This is a genomic window from Oerskovia enterophila (assembly GCF_001692445.1).
In the GTDB taxonomy this organism is placed as follows: domain Bacteria; phylum Actinomycetota; class Actinomycetes; order Actinomycetales; family Cellulomonadaceae; genus Oerskovia; species Oerskovia enterophila.
The window spans coordinates 48,020-64,143 of sequence record NZ_MAQA01000005.1; the positions used below are offsets into that span (position 1 = coordinate 48,020).

Sequence of the window (16,124 nt, forward strand, 5' to 3'; positions counted from 1 at the left end):
CCCGCATGGACCCTCTCGCACGCCGCGCCTCCAAGCGGTGGAACAGGACCGCACGCACGCGCGTCGACACCCACGGGTACCCGGCGCGTCATTTCGCGCTCAGCCTGCCGGACGGGGAGGGACGGGACGACGTCGCCGCCCTGTTCGAGCACGTGGCGGCCGAGGTACGGGCGATGGGACTGAAGGCCGAGGACATCATCTCGATCACCTACGAGGAGATCATCGACGAGGACGGCCACTGGCCGAACTTCGTGGTGACGTTCTCCCCGCGCAAGCACCTCGGGCCGCGGGGGCGCTGAGCGGGACCGTTCCGCTCGAGGGCGAGCACGGACGCGGGCTACGTGCGGCGTTCGAGCTGCGGCAGGTCGTCGTCGTGGAGCACGTCGGACAGCCGACGGCCGGCCAGTGCGGCGCCGTACCGGGCGTCCGTCCCGAGGGGGTGCGCCTCCTGGAGCACGTGCCCGCGTACCCCCAGTGCTGCGAGCCGCCCGCAGAGCTCGAGGACGTCCCCGCGCGAGTGGACGGTCGGGTCGACGGTCGTGCGGACCTCGTGGTCGACGCCCGAGCGCTGGAGCACCGCGAGCGACTTGTAGGCGGCCTCGCCCGAGGGTCGCGCGCCCGTGACGAGCGCGTAGTCCTCGGGCAGGTGCTTGATGTCGAGGCCCACCCAGTCGACGAGCGGCAGGACGTGCTCGAGCCGCACGGGCCAGGGCCCCGCGGTGTGCAGCCCGACGGCGAGGCCCAGGTTCCGCACGTCGGCGATCGCTGCGGGGAGCGCGGCCTGGAGGGTGGGCTCCCCGCCCGAGAAGACGACCCCGTCGAGCGCTTCGCGGCGCCGCTCGAGGAACGCGACGACGTCGGGCCACGAGATGGGGCTCGTGACGTCTCCCGGCGCGACGGCGGCGAGGTCCGGGGCGTGGCAGTAGGTGCAGTGCCAGGGGCAGCCCTGCAGGAAGACGGTCGCGACGAGGCGACCCGGCCAGTCGACGGTCGAGAGCGAGGTCATGCCTGCGACCGCGAGCGGCGCGAGCGTGCGGCTCCGGTGCGAGCCGGTGCGGTGTCCTGCGGTCGGCGACCCGGCCGGGCGGCCGGAGGGACCCGGGGGAGTGCTCGCGAGGGCGGTCATGACAGGTCCTTCCGTCCGTGGATGGGTGTCGGGAAGCCCTCCCGGGCGCGCACGGGTCGGCGTCGACGCGACGTCCCTCGACCGTACGCGCGTGTGACCCGCGACTCACCGACGCTTCTTGTGAGAACTTTCACAAGAGGTGCGGATCGGAGTGTGTGGCGCGCCGCTCATCTGATCCTTGTCTGGATGTCAAGTGTCCTTTACTCTGAACGCATGCTGCACCGAGCGCTCCGGACCGTCGTGCTGTTCGACTTCGCGCTGCGCTCCCGCGTGCACTGGGCACGCCTGGTCGCCGCCTGATGGAGAACCACGTGCGCACCCGCCGCGCGGCTCTCGGGCTCACGCAGGCCGAGCTCGCCGAGCGGCTCGGGGTCTCCCGCCAGACCGTCATCTCGATCGAGCGTGGCCGGTTTGACCCGAGCCTCCCGCTCGCGTTCCGGTTGGCGGCCCTCCTCGGCGCGTCGATCGAGGAGCTGTTCGTCCCCGCGGACCACGACGTCCGCACCGACCCCCTCTAGAAAGAGGCCCCCGTGCTCGGAGTCTGGATACTCGTCGTGGTCGCGCTCCTCGTCGCGTGGCTCGCGTTCCTCGGCGCGACCGACCGGATGACGCGCAACGGTCTGATCGGGATCAGGACGCCCGCGACGCAGCGCAGCGATGCGGGGTGGATCGCCGGGCACCGGGCGGCGCTCAGGGTCGTGGTCCCGGGGGCGGCCCTCGTCGTCGTGGTCGCGCTCGTGGTGACGGTCCTCGAGCCCGACGGCGCCACGGACGTCGCGTTCTTCGCCGTCGCGGGTGCGTTGCTCGTCGAGGTGGTCGTCGCGGCCGTGGTCGCCGAGGTCGCGGCCCGTGGCGTGGACGTGGGCCGGGGCGACGAGCGCGCCGACCAGTGGGACGTCGACTGATGCTGCGGTTCATGAGGTCGGTGACGCTCGCCGACCCCTGCTGAAGAGTGGGCCCCGACCGCTCGCGTCGCCACGGAGGTCGGGACGCTCTGAGGTCGAGATGCGGCAAACGGGGGTCGAATCGCTGAGAAGACCCCCGTTGGCCGCATCTCGCGGGGCGAGGCTCGGGAGTGGTGGGACGTGCGCAGACGCTCACCCCCGACGGGAGAGGTCTGGTACGGACGCGTGCCGGATACCGCCACTGCCTGCTGTCAGTCCGACGCCCCGCGGATGAGCTCGGGGGAGAAGACGCGTGCCGACTCCTTCACGGGGCGGCCGGCGATGAGGTCGAGGAGCATGCCGGTCGCAGCCTTGACCATCTCCACCACGGGGTTCTGGACCGTCGTCAGGGCGGGGCTCGTGGTCGCGGCGACGCCCAGGTTGTCGAAGCCGACCACCGCGACGTCGCCCGGCACGGACCTGCCCCGGGCGCGCAGGACGCGCAGCGCGCCCTCGGCCATGAGGTCCGACGCGGCGAAGACCGCGTCGATGTCCGGGTGGCGGTCGAGGAGCTCCTCCATGGCTGCCGCCCCGCCTGCCGCGGCGAAGTCCCCGTAGGCGATCGCGTCGTCGGGCAGGCCCGCCGAGCCCAGGGCCGCGCGCCACCCCGCGAGGCGGTCCACCGCGGCGGTCATGTCCTGCGGTCCGGCGATCGTCGCGATGCGGCGGTAGCCGCCGTCGAGCAGGCGCCGGGTCGCGATGCGACCACCCTCGACGTTGTCGACGTCGACGTAGACCAGGTCGTCCATCGCGGTGAAGGGGCGCCCGACGAACACCGCGGGCAGCGGCGAGGCGAGCACCGCCCCCTCGAGGTCGTCCTCGCGGTGGTGCGAGGTGATGATCGCGCCGTCGACGTGACCGCTGCGCAGGTAGCGCACGATCCGGCCCGCGTGCTCGTCGGGCCGGGCGATGAGCAGCACGAGCTGCAGGTCCGTGGGGGCGAGGGCCGCACTGACCCCACGGAGCGTTCCCGAGAGGAACGGGTCCGTGAGGATGCGCTCGTCCGGCTCGGGTACGACGAGCGCGATCGAGTCGGTCCGTCGCGTCACGAGCGAGCGGGCCGCGCGGTTCGGGGTGTACCCGAGCTGGAGGACCGCGGCGTCGACGGCGGCCTGCGCCTCGGGAGAGACGCGCAGGCCGCCGTTGATCGCGCGGGACGCCGTCGAGCGGGACACGCCGGCGGTCTGGGCGACCTCGTCCAGGGTCGGCGCGGAACTCAAGGTGCTCATGGTCTCAGTATCCTGCCAGGCCACGATGAGAGAACTGCCACGATCGGCGTCGACGCGCTAGGAGCGCGCGGGGACGGCGTTGTCGGCCGCCACCTGGGCGAACCACCGACCGCTGGCCTTGACCGTGCGCTCCTGGGTCTCGTAGTCGACCCGGACGACCCCGAACCGCTTCGAGTAGCCCCACGACCACTCGAAGTTGTCCAGGAGCGACCACGCGAAGTAGCCGCGCACGTCGGCGCCGTCGACGATCGCGTCCTTGACGGCCCGCAGGTGGGCGTCGAAGAACTCGAGGCGGTTCTGGTCGTCGACCGACCCGTCGGCCTCCACGACGTCGTCGTAGGCGCAGCCGTTCTCGGTGATGTAGAGCGGCACTCCCGCGGGACCCGTGTAGTCCGCCTGGAGGCGGTTGAGCAGGCGCGTCAGGCCCTCGGGCTGGATCTCCCAGTTCTGGTCCGTGACGGGCAGACCGCGCGGGTGGTTGAACACGCCGTCGGCGGCCGGGTAGGGGCTCGACGTCCTGCGCTCGACCGGGGCGTCGCCCACGAGCTCGGTGCTCGCGGGACGCGAGGAGACGAGCTCGCCGTGGTAGTAGTTCACCCCGAGCGCGTCGATGGGCGACGAGATGATCGCCAGGTCGCCGTCCTGGATGTGGTCCGTGAAGCCGTACTGCGCGACGTCCGCGAGGACGTCGGCCGGGTACTCGCCCTTGATGACCGGGTCGAGGAAGATGCGGTTGAACTGACCGTCGATGCGGCGGGCCGCGTCGACGTCGCCCGCGTCGTCGGGGTCGACCGGGTCGGCGACCGTGAAGTTGAGCGTGATCCCGAGGTTCGCCTCGGGGGCCCGCTCACGCAACGCCTGGACCGCGAGGCCGTGGCCGAGCAGCAGGTGGTGCGCCGCGGCGAGCCCGTCGGGCCGGCTCTGGCGCCCGGGGGCGTGGATGCCGCCCGTGTACCCGAGGAAGGCCGAGCACCAGGGCTCGTTGAGAGTCGTCCAGACCCCGACCCGGTCGCCGAGCGCCTCGTGCATCGTCACGGCGTAGTCGGCGAACCGGTAGGCCGTGTCGCGGTTGGTCCACCCGCCCTGGTCCTCGATCGCCTGCGGGAGGTCCCAGTGGTACAGCGTGATCCAGGGCAGGAGGTCCTTGGCGAGCAGCTCGTCGACGAGGCGCGAGTAGAAGTCGAGCCCCTTCTGGTTGACCGCTCCGCCGCCGGGCTGCACGCGTGCCCAGGAGGACGAGAACCGGTACGTGTCCAGGTTCAGGTCGGCCAGGAGCGCGACGTCCTCGCGGTAGCGGTGGTAGTGGTCGCACGCGACCTCGCCGTCGTCGCCACCCAGGACGGCGCCCGGGATCCGGCAGAACGTGTCCCAGACGGAGTCCTCGCGGCCGTCGGTGTGCGCGGCCCCCTCGATCTGGAACGCGGCCGTGGCGGCGCCCCAGAGGAATCCCTCGGGGAACGGGACGCGCCCCGTGGTGCCCAGGGTGCGGGGCGTGATGATCTCGGTCATCCCTTGACAGCTCCTTGCATGATGCCGGCGACCAGCTGGCGACCGGTGAAGATGAACAGCACGATCAACGGCAGGGTCACGAGGAACACTCCTGCCATGACGAGCGAGTAGTCCACGAAGTAGTTCGCCTGGAGAGAGCGCACCACGAGCGGCAACGTCGGGTTCTCCTGGTTCAACACGATGGACGGCCAGAAGAAGTTCGTCCACTGCTGGACGAACGTGAACAGCCCGAGCATCGCCGCGGCGGGCCGTGCCGCGGGCAGCGCGATCGACCAGAACGTCCGGAACATCGACGCACCGTCGACGCGTGCGGCCTCGATGAGCTCGTACGGCAGCGACTCGGACAGGTACTGGGTCATCCAGAACACGCCGAACGCCGTGACGAGCGCCGGCACGATCACGGCCTGCAGCTTCCCGATCCACCCCAGGTCCGACATGAGGATGAACATGGGGATCACGCCGAGCTGGGTCGGCACGGCCATGGTCGCGATGACGAAGACCAGCAGGGGCCCCCGGCCGCGGAAACGGAGCTTGGCGAACGAGTAGCCCGCGAGCGTCGAGAACAGCACCACGGACAGCGAGGTGATGACCGCGATGATGACCGAGTTCGTGAACGCCTTCCAGAAGTTGATCGCGCTCGAGCCGACCACCTCGGCGAACTGGGTGAACAGGCTCATGTCCGGCAGGAGCTGCGGCAGCGCGCTCTTGGAGATCTCCTCGGGGGTCGAGGAGCCCAGGATGAGCGTGAAGTACAGCGGGAAGACCGAGACCAGCAGCACGAGCCCGAGGACCGTGTAGGTGATCCAGCCCGGGCGGCGGGTGTAGCCGCCCGTGCCCTTGCGGACGGGGCGACGGTTCGGGCGGCGGGCCGCGGCGCGAGCGGCGCCGGCTCCGGCGGTCTGCGCGACGACGGGGATCGAGCTCATCGCTTCTTCCGTTCGTTCGGAGCGCCCGTGGGCGCGCTGGTGCTGCGGGCGGGGGCACCGCTGGGTCGGCCGGAGGCGTTCTGCGCGCGGACGGCCGCGGCAGCGGCCTTGCGTCGGGCACGCTGGACGCCGCGGGGGACCTTCTTGCTGGGGCCCGACGTCGAGATGCTCCGCGTGATCGCGAAGTTCACCAGGCCGATGAGCAGGATGACGATGAACAGGATCCAGGCGATCGCGGCCGCACGGCCGAAGTTCTTCTGGTTGCCCCACGCGACGTCGTAGAGGTAGAGCACGGTCGTCATCCACTGCCGGTCGGCGCCGCCGAGCCCCTGGGCGTCGAACGCACGGACCTCGTCGAAGATCTGCAGGCCGCCGATGGTCGAGGTGATGATGACGAAGATGATCGTGGCGCGGATCTGCGGGACGGTCACGGAGAAGAACTGGCGGAAGCGTCCGGCGCCGTCGATGATCGCAGCCTCGTAGAGCTCGCGCGGGACGGCCTGCATCGCGGCGAGGAAGATCAGCGCGTTGTAGCCGGTCCAGCGGAAGTTGACCATCGAGGCGATCGCGACGTGGCTCGCGAGCGTGTCGGCGTGCCAGCGGATGGGGTCGATCCCGAACGTCCCGAGCACTCCGTTGATGAGGCCGTACTGGTCGGCGAAGAGGCGCCCGAAGATGAGGCTGACCGCGATGGGGGCCACGACGTAGGGCAGCAGGACCCCCATGCGCCAGAACGTGGCCGCGCGCAGGTTCTGGTCGAGCAGGGCCGCGATGATGATCGCGCAGATCACCTGCGGGACAGAGGACAGCAGGAAGATCGAGAAGGTGTTGCGCAGCGACTTCCAGAAGGTGGGCTGCGCGAGCACGTCGGTGAAGTTCTGCAGGCCGACGAAGTCTCCCTGTCCGCCCAGCAGGTTCCACTCGTGGACCGACACGAACGCCGTGTAGATCAGCGGGAAGAGCCCCGTGATGGCGAAGAGGATGAAGAACGGGGAGATGTAGAGGTAGGGGGAGAGCTTGACGTCCCAGCGGCCGAGCCGCTGGGAGAAGCCGACGCGGCGCGAGGAGCGGCGCGGCGGTTCGCCGAGGCCCTGGGAGGGCTGGGTGGGAGAAAGGACGGTCATCTGACTTTCCTGTGCTGGGTCGAGCTGGGACGCGGTGCCCGACGGCGGGCTGGGGCGTGGGAGCGCGGGGTGACCTCCCGGAGAGGTCACCCCGCGCACCGGATCAGCTCAGGCCCAGGTCCTTGTAGGCCTGGACTGCCTTGTCCCACGACGCCTGGGCGTCGGCGGTCTTCTCGACGTCGACGCGCTTGATGGCGTCCTGGACCGTCTGGTGGATCGCGAAGTAGTTCGCGCCCTTGAACGGGGCCCCGTCGATCGCGAGCGCACGGTTGACGAAGATGGTGCCGACCGGTGCGTCGTTGAAGAACTCGTTGGTGAAGGACTGCACGGCGTCGGACTCCTGCGCCTCGATCTGCGAGGGGAAGGTGCCGGCGTTGGTGAACGCCGTGGTCTGCTGCGCGGGGTCGGTCAGCCAGGCGGCGAGCTCCTTGGCGGCGTCGGCGTTCTTGCCCGACGCGGGGACCGTGAGGAACGAGCCGCCCCAGTTGAGGCCGCCGCCGGGGAAGACGTCAGCGACGTTCCAGCCGGTCACGCCACCCGAGCGCTCCTCGACCGGGCCGGTCATCCATGCGGGGCAGATCATCGTGGCGAAGCCGTTGTTCTGGAACGCGGCGTCCCAGTCGGCGCTCCACTGCTCGAGCCCGGCGGACAGGCCGTTGGTGGCCGACTGCTCGACGACCGTGTTGTAGATGTCCTGGATCGCGGTGTTGGTCGCGAGGTCCTTGGGCGTGCCGTCGGACTCCTCGTAGGCGTTGTCGATCTGGTTGACCATGCCCTGGGAGATCGACATCGCGCTGTCGTACCAGGCGGCGTCGCTCGCGGCCGTGAAGGTGGCGCCCGCGGCGAAGTAGTCGTCCCAGGTCGCGTCGGTCCCGCCGAGGAGCTCGGCGACGGCTGCCGGGTCGGTCGGGAGGCCTGCGGCCTCGAACAGGTCCTGGCGGTAGCAGATGGCGCTCGGGCCGATGTCGGTGCCGTAGCCGATGACCTTGCCGTCGGGGGTCGTGGCCTGCTGGACCTTCCAGTCCACCCAGCGCCCGTCGAGCGAGGCATCGGTCAGGTCGGTGAAGAGGTCGGGGTACTGCATGAGCTCGGGGAGCCAGTCGACCTCGATCGCCTCGATGTCGGCCAGTCCGTCGCCACCGGCGGCGAGCTTGGTCGTGAGGTTGGTGCGTGCGTCCTCGGACTTCGCGGCCTTGGTCTGCTTGACCGTGACGTTGGGGTGCTCGGCGGTGTACGCCGCAAGGAGCTCGTCGGTGTAGCCGAAGTCGTTGAACGTGGCGACGGTGAGGGTGATCTTCTCGCCGTCGGAGGAACCGCTGCTGTCGTCCGACGAGCCGGAGCCCGAGGAGCAGGCGGTGAGGGTGAGGGTGAGGGCCGCGAGCCCTGCGACGGCGGCGGTTGCCGTGCGGGTGCGGGTCGGACGGGTGCTGCTCAGCACGATGACTCCCTTGTCGATGATCGGCGTGGCAGCGCTTCCACGGTCAGGGGTGGTAGCGCTCCCACGAAGTGCCACGATGGTGGCCCGCCGCCTCTGGGGATGTCAACCTCGTGACGTGACATCTCGTCGTGGAAACGCTCCCACGCGCATGTTCGTGCAGGTCAGCGCGTTGTGGTCGCGTCGACCGTTCCCCAATCGTTATTGGTTACCGACCGCCTGGAAAGTAATATGGACGGTCGTTCAACTCTGCTCGCGGCGTTGAACGGGCCGACGATCGCGCAGGCCTCAGGGGGCCGTGAGCCACTCCACGCCGGCCTGCTCCTCCGACGTGAGGGTCGCGCGGACCGCCCCGGCCGCGGCCTCCTCGACGGCTGCCGCGAACAGGGGGACCGTGGCCTTGAGCTCGCCGTCGTACGCGTGCCGTGTGCCGCCGTCGGGCAGGGCCTCGAGCGTGACCGTGCCGGTCATGCGCACGGGCGCTCCCGTGATCTCGAGCGAGACCGTGCCGCGCCGGACGCCGCCGTCCGCGGGCTCCCACACCTCGGCCTGGCGGACCTCGAGCGCGTTGCCCACGAACGCGCGCAGGTGACCCGGGATCTGGTCCGTGGGCAGCGTGCGCCGCACGACCACCGAGAAGCCCTCGTCGATCGAGCCCGTCACGTCGGCGAGCTCCACGAGGGCCTGCGGGCCGCCCGTGCGCTGTGCGCGCCAGCGGACGAAGGCCTCGCTCGCGAGCATCCGGGTGACCTCGTCGAGACCGGCGGGGTAGTGCAGATCGACGCTCAGGTGCACAGGTTCTCCTCGGGACGTGCTGACCGGCGCGCAGGGTGCGCCAGGGAGTCCGACTCTACCGAAGGAGGGGCCCCGATCCCGTGAAGACGCCCACGGATGCGTACGCTGGGGCTCGTGTCTGCCATGAGTGACTTGATCTCCCGCCACGCCGAGCTGTCGCCTGCCGACAACGAATGGCTGCACCTGCTCGTCGGCGACTGGCAGGTGGTCTCCGACCTGGCCTTCGCGGACCTCGTCCTGTGGCTGCCCACCGACGACGGCAGCTTCGTCGCCGTCGCGCAGTGCCGGCCCAGCACCGGGGCCACGGTCCACTACGACGACATCGTCGGCTCGACCGCCCCCGAGGGGCAGCGACCCCAGCTCGAGCGGGCGCTGTCCGAGGCGCGGTCGCAGCGCTCGCGCGAGCCGCGCTGGTTCGGGGCGTACGCGGTGCGCGAGGAGGCCATCCCCGTCGTCCACAACGGGCACGCGATCGCCGTCGTCGCGCGCCAGACCAACCTCGGGAGCGGGCGCACGCCCAGCCGCCTCGAGCTCAACTACGTCGAGGCCGCCGACGACCTCATCGCGATGATCTCCCGGGGCGAGTTCCCGGCGCCCAACGCCGCGACCGGCCCGCGTCGGGGCGCGCCCCGCGTGGGCGACGGCCTGATCCGCCTCAACTCCGAGGGCGAGGTCCTCTACGCGAGCCCCAACGCGCTGAGCTGCTTCCACCGCCTCGGGGTGATCGGACCGCTCGTGGGCCGCTCGCTCATCGAGGTCACGACGGACCTCATCGAGCACCAGACACCCGTCGACGAGTCCCTGCCGCTCGTGGTCATGGGCCGCGCCCCGTGGCGCACAGACATCGAGGCCCGCGGGGTCGCGCTCTCGCTGCGGGCCCTGCCGCTCACCGAGTCGGGGCAGCGGATCGGTGCGGTGCTGCTGTGTCGTGACGTCTCCGAGCTGCGCCGCCGTGAGCGCGAGCTCATCACCAAGGACGCGACGATCCGCGAGATCCACCACCGGGTCAAGAACAACCTGCAGACGGTCGCGGCCCTGCTGCGGCTCCAGGCGCGCCGGATGGACGTGCCCGAGGCGCGCGCGGCCCTCGAGGAAGCCATGCGTCGCGTCGCGACCATCGCGCTGGTCCACGAGAGCCTCTCGCAGACCCTCGACGAGGAGGTCGAGTTCGACGACATGGGTGGGCGCGCGCTGCGCCTGGCCGCGGACGTGGCCTCGGCCGACACCAAGGTCCGCACGGTCCAGACCGGGAGCTTCGGACTGGTGCCGGCGGAGGACGCGACGCCGCTCGCGCTCGTCCTGACCGAGCTCGTGACCAACGCGGTCGAGCACGGGTTCTCGAACCGGACGAACGGGACGGTCGAGATCGACGCGCAGCGCGAGGGGTCGGCGTTGCGGATCATCGTCGCCGACGACGGGGTGGGCATGCCCGTGCCCGGGACCGAGCCCTCGGAGAAGCCCAAGAAGAGCGGCCTGGGCTCCCAGATCGTCGCGACGCTCGTGTCCAACGAGCTGGGCGGGACCATCGAGTGGTCCGATCGTCCGGGAGGCGGGACGCAGGTGGTGCTTCAGCTCGTGCTGCGTGACGGCGGGGGATCGCGCCAGGGGTGACGAGCGCCTCGACGGAGAGGATCCAGAACGTCGACAATTCTCTTCCCGAGGCAAACATAAAGGGCCGTCACCAGCAGGTGACGGCCCTTTATGAGAAAAGTATGTGAAGCTCAGCCGGCGCGACGGGCGCGAGCGGTGCGGCGCTTGAGCGCACGACGCTCGTCCTCGGACAGGCCGCCCCAGACTCCCGCGTCCTGACCGGACTCGAGCGCCCACTTGAGGCAGGTGTCGACGACGTCGCAGCGGCGGCACACGGCCTTCGCCTCTTCGATCTGGAGGAGGGCGGGTCCGGTGTTCCCGATCGGGAAGAACAGCTCCGGGTCTTCGTCCAGGCAGGCTGCGCGGTGGCGCCAGTCCATGTGAGGTCTCCTTGGCATGACGAGCAAGGCCCCAGGTGGAATGGTGTCGGACGCACGTCCACAAAAGGGCTTCAGGCTCAGGTGGGGGGTAATTGATGCTTGAACTAGGTTCACATCTTGAGAAGCCCAGCACAAGGGGTTGCCGGAAAGTTTCTGCGACGTGAACGGTGAGGTCTTGGTCACACTTCGGTGAAGGTGCAGGTCACGCGTAGTCTGGGTTGTCGTGGCAGCTGTGAGGACTCCGAATCAATCCACGCCCGAACCTCCTGAGGACGGTTCAGGCCCGTCGACCCCGCCCGTGGGTGGTCCGCGACCGCTCGCGCTGTGGGTCGTGATCGCCGGGATCGGGCTCGAGGCGGTCGCGCTCGTCGTCGGCGCGCTGCTCGTCCTGGTCGAGCTCGTCTCGGGCAGGTCGTCGGCCGTGGGCGTCTCGATCTTCCTGGTCGTGTTCGCCCTGGGGGTCGCCGCGGTGCTCGGTGCGAGCGCGCGAGGACTCCTGCGCGGACAGCGCTGGTCCCGGTCCCCGGTGGCCACCTGGCAGCTGCTGCAGGTCGTCGTCGCGTTCAGCTGGCTCCAGGTGGAGGTCACGGCTCCGGGGATCGCGGTCATGGTGCTCGCGGTGGTGGTGCTCGTGTGCCTCATGCTGCGTCCGGTCGTCGTCGCGACGACGCGCGACACGGCCCGCGCCGAGGACTGACCGGACGAGCGGAGTCGTCGGCCGGCCGGCTGGCCGCACCCCGCCCCGGCGGCACCTCACCCCGCGGACGCGACCTGCACAGGGACGAGCGCGCCCGAGCGGACGAGCACGGCCCGGCCAGCGGGCCCCGCACCAGGGTCGAGCACCCGCTCGAGCGACATCCCGAACACGTCGCCGCTGCCGCGCTCACCGGGGCGCAGCACGATCCCGCAGCGCGCCGCGCGCACCTCGGCGAGCGGGCCCCGGTGCGCCGTCGCGGCGGCGACCGTCGACGCGGAGGCCAGGAGCACGACGCCCGTCCGCACGAGTCCCGTGAGGACCTCGACCTCGAGCGGGCACGCCTGCTGGAGGACGTCGAGGTCGTCGACGACCACGAGGTCCCCCGGGGCCGGCGGCGTGGTGGCGAGCAGGTTCAGCGCCGTGGCTGCCTCGTACGGGGAGAAGGTGCTCGCGACCACGAGTCCGCCCGCGCCCGCATCCGTGGTCACGAGCTCCGTGAGACGCGGGTCGCGCGAGAGCACGGCCCGCACCCGGCCCGTCGGCAGCGCGTACCCGAGCACGAGGAGCAACGCGCTGCTGCGCCCGCTGCCCCCCGGGCCGACGACGAGCCCACCCGCGGTCACGTCGAGGCACTGCGGTACCGCGGCGTCTCCGCCGATCCCGACGGGTACGGCCCGCAGCGAGTCCTCGCCCGGCACCGGGAGGTCCGCCGGGAGCACGAGGCGGGGAAGGGGCGCGAGCCGGAGGGGAAGCGACCGGCCGTCGTCGAGGGACGGCGCGTCCGAGGACGCGTCGCGCTCGAGCGGCGAGGCGTCGATCACGACCTGGCACTCGACGGGCTCGTCCGCACCGAGCCACACGCCCCGCCCTGCTCGTCCGCCGCGTCCTGCGAGGCGCGAGGGGACGCCGTGCGCGACGTCGTCGTGCACCGCGCTCGAGGTCAGCACGAGCCGCGGCCCGACACGGTGGGCGAGCCCGCCCAGTCCCGCGGTCTGCCCCGAGAGGACGACGTGCACGCCGCGCGCGGCCCCGTCGCCGAGGAGGCGGCCCAGGAGGTCGGCCCCCGTGCCCCCGGCCAGGAGCCCGAGCGAGGCACGCAGGTCCTCGCTCCCGTCCAGCAGCACGAGCGTGGGGCGGCGCCCGGCCCGGGCGAGCAGGAGGTCGACGAGCCGGGCGACGCGGCGTGGGTCGTGCTGGTCGACGACGGTCCCGCAGCCCGCGTGCTCCCGCAGCGCCGGCCCCGTGAGTGCGGGGTCCTCGGCGACGACGTGCACGTCCCACCCCCGGTCGAGGGCGGCGACCGCGAGCGCCCGAAGTGCCGTGGTACGCCCTGAGCGCGGTCGGCCGACGACCGCGAGGTGCCCCTCGCCGACGTCCCACGTCACGACACCTCGGCGCTGCTCGGCGGGCAGGTCGGAGAGGGCCAGGGGCAGGCGTTCGGAGGCGCCGCCGGGGGAGGTGCGCGCGCCGGGAAGGTCCGACGGCGTCACGCGCCTTGGCAGGCCCGGGAGCCAGGGCGCGGGGTGAGGGGTGTGCGCCGCGGTCGCCGCGGCCTCGCGGGCTGCCGCGACGAGGACCGTCACCAGGTCGGGGGCGTCCGGCTCCGGCGCACGCACGGGGAGGGGGGCCGCGCCCCACCGTGGTGCGGGGCGCACGGTGTCCGTCCCCCGTGGGGCTGGGGAGGCCGCATGGGCGCACTGGAACGCGAGGGGCGGACCGTCGCCGCGGCGCAGGACGGCCCGCCCGGGGCGGTCGACCGGTATCCGTGCGGCGTGCGGTGCGTCGATCACGTCGTGCGAGTCGCCCGCGTCGACCTGCCGCAGCGCGACCCGCAGCGAGATGTTGGCGCGCATGTCCGCGGTGACCGCGCCGGCGGGCCGCTGGGTGGCCAGGACGAGGTGCACCCCGAGCGAGCGCCCTTGGGACGCGAGGCGCAGGAGCCCGGGAAGGAAGTCCGGCAGGTCGTCCGCGAGCGCCCGGAACTCGTCGACGACCACGAGCAGGCGAGGCAGGGCGCCGGGCGGCAGGTCCTCGAGGCACGTGGCCCCCGCGCCCGCGACGACGTGCTCGCGGCGGCGGAGCTCTGCGCGCAGCCCTGCGAGCGCCCGGCCCGCGAGGCCGGGCTCGAGGTCCGTGACCTGCCCGACGACGTGCGGGAGCCCGACGCACCCGCCGAAGCTCGCGCCGCCCTTGTAGTCGACGAGCGCGATCGCGAGGTCGCGCGGGGACGTGGTGAGGGCCAGGCCCAGGACGAGCGACTGGAGCAGCTCGGACTTGCCTGCGCCCGTGGTCCCGGCGACGAGCGCGTGCGGGCCGTCCCGGACGACGTCGACCAGGACCGGTCGGCCGGACGCATCGAGCCCGAGCGCGACCGGGAGACCCGGGGTGGTCGAGGCGTTCAGGGCGGACGCCTCCCACCGGAGCGCGACGTGGGTCGCGAGCGAGCGGGATACGTCGGCCACGGGGGCGGCTGCCTCGTCAGCCGTGAGCCCGAGGAGCGCCGCGAGGGACACCGTGACGGGAAGCCCGGAGGCGGCGGGGTCGGACGGTTCCCCGGCGGTCGGGGTGCCCGCGCCGACGGGCCAGCGCCCGAGCCGGGCCGTCGCGGCGAGGTGCCGGGCGTACCGCTCCGCCCAGCCGGCGGTCACACCGAACCAGGGGGCGGGCCCGTCGCTGCCGTCCGCGAGGTGCCACCTGCCGTGCGTGGCGTCGAGCACGGTCCGGCACCAGGCAGGCACGGCGATCTTGTCCGGGGTGAGCAGGATCAGCCGGTCGTGCGGGCCTCGGGCGGCCCACCACCGGTCGAGGGCCTGGGCGCCGTCCCGTCGGCCGTCGGGCCGGGCAGGGGAGTCGTCGACGAGCAGTGCGCGGTCGGTCGTGGGGGCTCCCGGAGAGGTGTCCCGGCGCCGGGAGGCCCGGGGGAGCCAGCGCAACCACGCCCACTCGTGGGCGTCCTCGTCGGCGTGCACGGCCTCGACCGTCGCGCCCGAGGCGACCTGGGCCAGGAGGAGCGTGCGGGCCGCGGCGAGCCGGTCGGCCCGCTGCCCGACGACGGCCACGCACCCGTCGGGGAGCCGTGCCCCCGGGGCGCGGGGTGGCCCGGGAGGCGTGCCGGTCCCGGGGGCTGGACCGAGACTCGTCGCCGGAGCGGCACCCTGCGCGCGCGACGGGTCGGGAGCGGCGCGGTGGACCGCGATCACGGCGGTCATGAGGTCTGCCGGGCTCGGGACCGGCGGCCCGCCGTCGGCCGCCTCGGTCGCCGGCCCGGGGATGCGGTCCGGGCCCATGTCTCTGCCCGCACCCGTGCCCCGGTGCGCGCCGGCGAGGGAGGGCGTGCCGACAGGGTCCGTACTCGTTCGCGGCGCGATCGGTCGCCCGTCGTCCGCACCCCCACCGGGGGAGCGCCGGGAACCTGTGCCGACGCCCGGCACCGGTCGCCCGGCCTGGCCGGCGGCAGGGCCGGACCCGTCCTGCCCGGGTGAGCGACGTCGTCGGGCAGCGACGAGGAGCGGGACCACGAGCATGAGCGGACCGAGCAGGGCCAGGAGCGCGAGCACGGGCTGACGCAGCGTGGCCGCGAGCGCGAGCGAGCCGACCGCGGGGGTGAGCGCCATGGCGATCGACTGACCGCTGAGGCCTGGACCGACGGCTGGCGCCGGGGCGGGGAGGGGCAGTGCGCTCGTGACGGCCCACTCCTCGAGACGGGGACGCGGGCGCAGGTCGTGGACCGCGTCGCCCACGAGCAGGACCCTGCCCGGGGGCCAGGCCTGGGGCCGACGACCTCGCACCCGGCGTGGACGCACGCCGGGGGACTCCCACGTGCCGCGGGCGCCCCGGACCGAGACCCGGACCGCGGCCCGGACCCGCGGGCGCCGCCCGGTCCGCCGGGTCCACGGGAACGCCGCGCCGCGCCGGGCCTCGAGCGTCACGACGACCGACGCCCCACCGGCCCCCGAGGCGGCCGGCACGATCGTCGAGCCCTCGTGCACGGCGTGCAGCCCGCCGGTCCCCGGACCCGACAGGACCGCGACGTGCCAGGGCGCACGCAGCGCCTCGGCCTCCGGGTCCTGCGCCACGGCGCTCGCGGCCGGGCCCGTCCCCGGTGGCAGTGCGCGCAGCGTCGCCCCCGGGAGCAGCGGACGGGTGCCGACGAGGTGGTCGTCGTGCACGAGCACCCCGTCGACCGCGAGCGGTGAGACGAGCAGCTCGGGCCGGCGCGCGAGGCGCGCGAGGTCGGCCCGGAGGTCGCCCAGGCGGGCGCCGGGCTCGAGCAGGACGTCGAGGCCGGGATGGAGGGTCATGCGCACGAGCCGATCCTGGCGCCCGGGCGGACGCCCCCGCAGACGACGACGGCGCGCCTGTGGACGAG

At 72.7% G+C, this 16,124-nt stretch carries 14 protein-coding genes; 5 read left to right on the forward strand and 9 right to left on the reverse strand.

Annotated elements, in window-relative coordinates:
* Window positions 1-5: 5 nt before the first annotated feature.
* The gene (locus OERS_RS03505) at window positions 6-299 is read left to right on the forward strand and encodes a hypothetical protein (protein ID WP_068624486.1); all 294 of its coding nucleotides are present in this window, start codon (window positions 6-8) and stop codon (window positions 297-299) included.
* Window positions 300-337: 38 nt separating this feature from the next.
* Here the strand turns inward: OERS_RS03505 and OERS_RS03510 are convergent, their stop codons facing one another.
* Window positions 338-1,126: an anaerobic ribonucleoside-triphosphate reductase activating protein gene (locus OERS_RS03510; protein ID WP_083201199.1), complete on the reverse strand. Its 789-nt coding sequence runs from the start codon at window positions 1,124-1,126 to the stop codon at window positions 338-340.
* Window positions 1,127-1,425: 299 nt separating this feature from the next.
* Here OERS_RS03510 and OERS_RS03515 point away from each other — a divergent pair, with 299 nt between their 5' ends.
* Together OERS_RS03515 and OERS_RS03520 are read left to right on the forward strand one after the other, a co-directional pair.
* Entirely contained in the window at window positions 1,426-1,644 is a 219-nt protein-coding gene (locus OERS_RS03515) for a helix-turn-helix transcriptional regulator (protein ID WP_068624488.1), read from the forward strand.
* Between the two features lie 12 nt (window positions 1,645-1,656).
* Window positions 1,657-2,031 carry an SdpI family protein gene (locus OERS_RS03520; RefSeq protein WP_068624490.1) on the forward strand — a complete coding sequence of 125 codons (375 nt, stop codon included), beginning with the start codon at window positions 1,657-1,659 and terminating at the stop codon, window positions 2,029-2,031.
* A 251-nt stretch (window positions 2,032-2,282) separates the two neighbouring features.
* Here OERS_RS03520 and OERS_RS03525 read toward each other — a convergent pair whose 3' ends face one another.
* The 6 genes from OERS_RS03525 to OERS_RS03550 all read right to left on the reverse strand — a co-directional run bounded on the left by OERS_RS03525 (window position 2,283) and on the right by OERS_RS03550 (window position 9,088).
* The gene (locus OERS_RS03525) at window positions 2,283-3,299 is read right to left on the reverse strand and encodes a LacI family DNA-binding transcriptional regulator (RefSeq protein WP_068624492.1); all 1,017 of its coding nucleotides are present in this window, start codon (window positions 3,297-3,299) and stop codon (window positions 2,283-2,285) included.
* A 57-nt stretch (window positions 3,300-3,356) separates the two neighbouring features.
* Window positions 3,357-4,808, reverse strand: coding sequence for a GH1 family beta-glucosidase (locus OERS_RS03530; protein ID WP_068624494.1), 1,452 nt, complete (start codon window positions 4,806-4,808; stop codon window positions 3,357-3,359).
* A complete protein-coding gene (locus tag OERS_RS03535; protein ID WP_068624496.1) occupies window positions 4,805-5,734 on the reverse strand; it encodes a carbohydrate ABC transporter permease in 930 nt (309 codons plus the stop codon). Before OERS_RS03535 ends, OERS_RS03530 begins: the two co-directional genes overlap by 4 nt.
* Window positions 5,731-6,858 (reverse strand): carbohydrate ABC transporter permease, encoded by a 1,128-nt coding sequence (locus OERS_RS03540; RefSeq protein WP_056764118.1) that lies wholly within the window; start codon window positions 6,856-6,858, stop codon window positions 5,731-5,733. The genes OERS_RS03535 and OERS_RS03540 overlap by 4 nt, the downstream gene beginning before the upstream one ends.
* A 103-nt stretch (window positions 6,859-6,961) precedes the next feature.
* Window positions 6,962-8,296 (reverse strand): extracellular solute-binding protein, encoded by a 1,335-nt coding sequence (locus OERS_RS03545; protein ID WP_068624499.1) that lies wholly within the window; start codon window positions 8,294-8,296, stop codon window positions 6,962-6,964.
* Window positions 8,297-8,581: 285 nt separating this feature from the next.
* Window positions 8,582-9,088, reverse strand: coding sequence for a DUF2505 domain-containing protein (locus OERS_RS03550; protein WP_068624500.1), 507 nt, complete (start codon window positions 9,086-9,088; stop codon window positions 8,582-8,584).
* Window positions 9,089-9,211: 123 nt separating this feature from the next.
* Between OERS_RS03550 and OERS_RS03555 the strand changes: the two genes are divergently transcribed.
* A complete protein-coding gene (locus tag OERS_RS03555) occupies window positions 9,212-10,699 on the forward strand; it encodes a sensor histidine kinase (protein WP_056646729.1) in 1,488 nt (495 codons plus the stop codon).
* 110 nt (window positions 10,700-10,809) lie between these two features.
* On the opposite strand, the gene OERS_RS03560 is transcribed toward OERS_RS03555, so the two are convergent.
* Complete coding sequence (locus OERS_RS03560; RefSeq protein ID WP_056645926.1) at window positions 10,810-11,058, reverse strand: WhiB family transcriptional regulator; 249 nt, start codon at window positions 11,056-11,058, stop codon at window positions 10,810-10,812.
* Between the two features lie 298 nt (window positions 11,059-11,356).
* Between OERS_RS03560 and OERS_RS03565 the strand changes: the two genes are divergently transcribed.
* Window positions 11,357-11,755 (forward strand): hypothetical protein, encoded by a 399-nt coding sequence (locus OERS_RS03565; RefSeq protein ID WP_068624502.1) that lies wholly within the window; start codon window positions 11,357-11,359, stop codon window positions 11,753-11,755.
* A 56-nt stretch (window positions 11,756-11,811) separates the two neighbouring features.
* Here the strand turns inward: OERS_RS03565 and OERS_RS03570 are convergent, their stop codons facing one another.
* Entirely contained in the window at window positions 11,812-16,056 is a 4,245-nt protein-coding gene (locus tag OERS_RS03570) for an FtsK/SpoIIIE domain-containing protein (protein WP_139107681.1), read from the reverse strand.
* Window positions 16,057-16,124 lie beyond the last annotated feature (68 nt).